At 42.5% G+C, this 1455-nt stretch carries 1 protein-coding gene; it reads left to right on the forward strand.

Going from position 1 to position 1455, the window contains the following annotated elements; all coding sequences use genetic code 11:
- Positions 1-88: 88 nt before the first annotated feature.
- Positions 89-1453, forward strand: coding sequence for an IS1182 family transposase (locus GC097_RS24240; protein ID WP_376768420.1), 1365 nt, complete (start codon positions 89-91; stop codon positions 1451-1453).
- The last annotated feature ends 2 nt before the right edge of the window (positions 1454-1455 follow it).

The following is a 1455-nucleotide window of genomic DNA, read 5'->3' on the forward strand; positions in this document are numbered from 1 at the left end:
GGCAGTCTTTATTTCAACACATTTAATTCAATACATTACCGCGTTAATTTGTTATAATTAGATAATAACGTTGAAAGTGGTGACTGCTGTGTTTCGTTCTACTCCGAAAGACCCTCAATTAGACTATGAACTCGTCTGCATTGATTTAATGGTTCCTCAAAATCACTTACTTCGCCAAATCGCTGCTCATATTGATTTCTCATTTATTTTAGATATTGTCCGTCCTTTTTACAGTGAGAACCATGGGCGACCTTCAATTGATCCCATTTTATTTTTTAAAATGATGTTTATTGGCTATTTATACGGCATTCGTTCGGAGCGCCAACTCGAGCAGGAAGTCAATTTGAACATTGCCTATCGCTGGTTTTTGGGACTTGGTCTCTCTCAAAAAGCGCCTGACCATACAACCATCAGCTGGAATCGTCGAACGCGTTTTAAAGATACGACCGTATTCCAAGATATTTTCGATGAGATTGTTCGGCTTGCCATCGAACATCGAATGGTTGGAGGCCGTGTGTTGATCACGGACTCCACGCACATTAAAGCAAAAGCCAATAAAAACAAATACACCATACAAACCGTGGAACATACCCCCTACGAATATACGCAGGAACTAGATAAAGCCGTAGACGAAGATCGAGAGCAACATGGAAAAAAGCAACTGGAACGCAAGGAGGAGGTGAACGAGACCAAGCAGATTAAGGTAAGCACGACGGATCCAGACAGTGGGTATATGATGCGCAAAGGTAAACCTGAGGGGTTCTTTTACTTAGATCATCGTACGGTCGATCATAAATTCAACATCATTACAGATGTCCATGTGACAAAAGGAAATGTTAACGACTCCGTCGTTTATTTGGAACGATTACAACACCAAATTCAAAAATTCGGATTTGAAACTACGCTTGAGGCTGTAGCTCTGGATAACGGATATTTCACCCCCCACATTTGCAAAGAGACGTTAGAGATGAAGATTTATCCTGTTATTGCAGGCCGCTCAACCCCATCCACATCGGAGGGCTTGTCGAAGGACAAGTTTATTTTCAATGAGGAGAAAAATGTTTATATCTGTCCAAAAGGTCAGGAATTAACGTACAGCACCACAAACAGACAAGGTTACCGCGAGTACACATCTGACGCTAAACAGTGTAAAAATTGCCCCTTGCTTTCCACATGTACCACAGCAAAGAATTACGTTCGAAAAATTCAGCGGCATCTATGGGAAAGTTTCAAAGAGCGTGTGGCTAGGAACAAGAAGAGCATATCTGGAAAAAAACTGTATCGACTTCGGTGCCAAACGATTGAGCGAAGTTTCGCGGATGCTAAAGAGCTCCATGGACTTCGCTGTTCGCAGTTACAGGGGCAGGCGAATGTGCAGGAAAAAGCACTTATGACTGCGATAGCACAGAACGTAAAGAAGATCGCCCGGCAGCTTGCAAAACATGCAAGTTAAGG

Origin of the sequence: Paenibacillus planticolens (genome assembly GCF_013141725.1) — a bacterium.
Classification (GTDB): domain Bacteria; phylum Bacillota; class Bacilli; order Paenibacillales; family NBRC-103111; genus Paenibacillus_E; species Paenibacillus_E planticolens.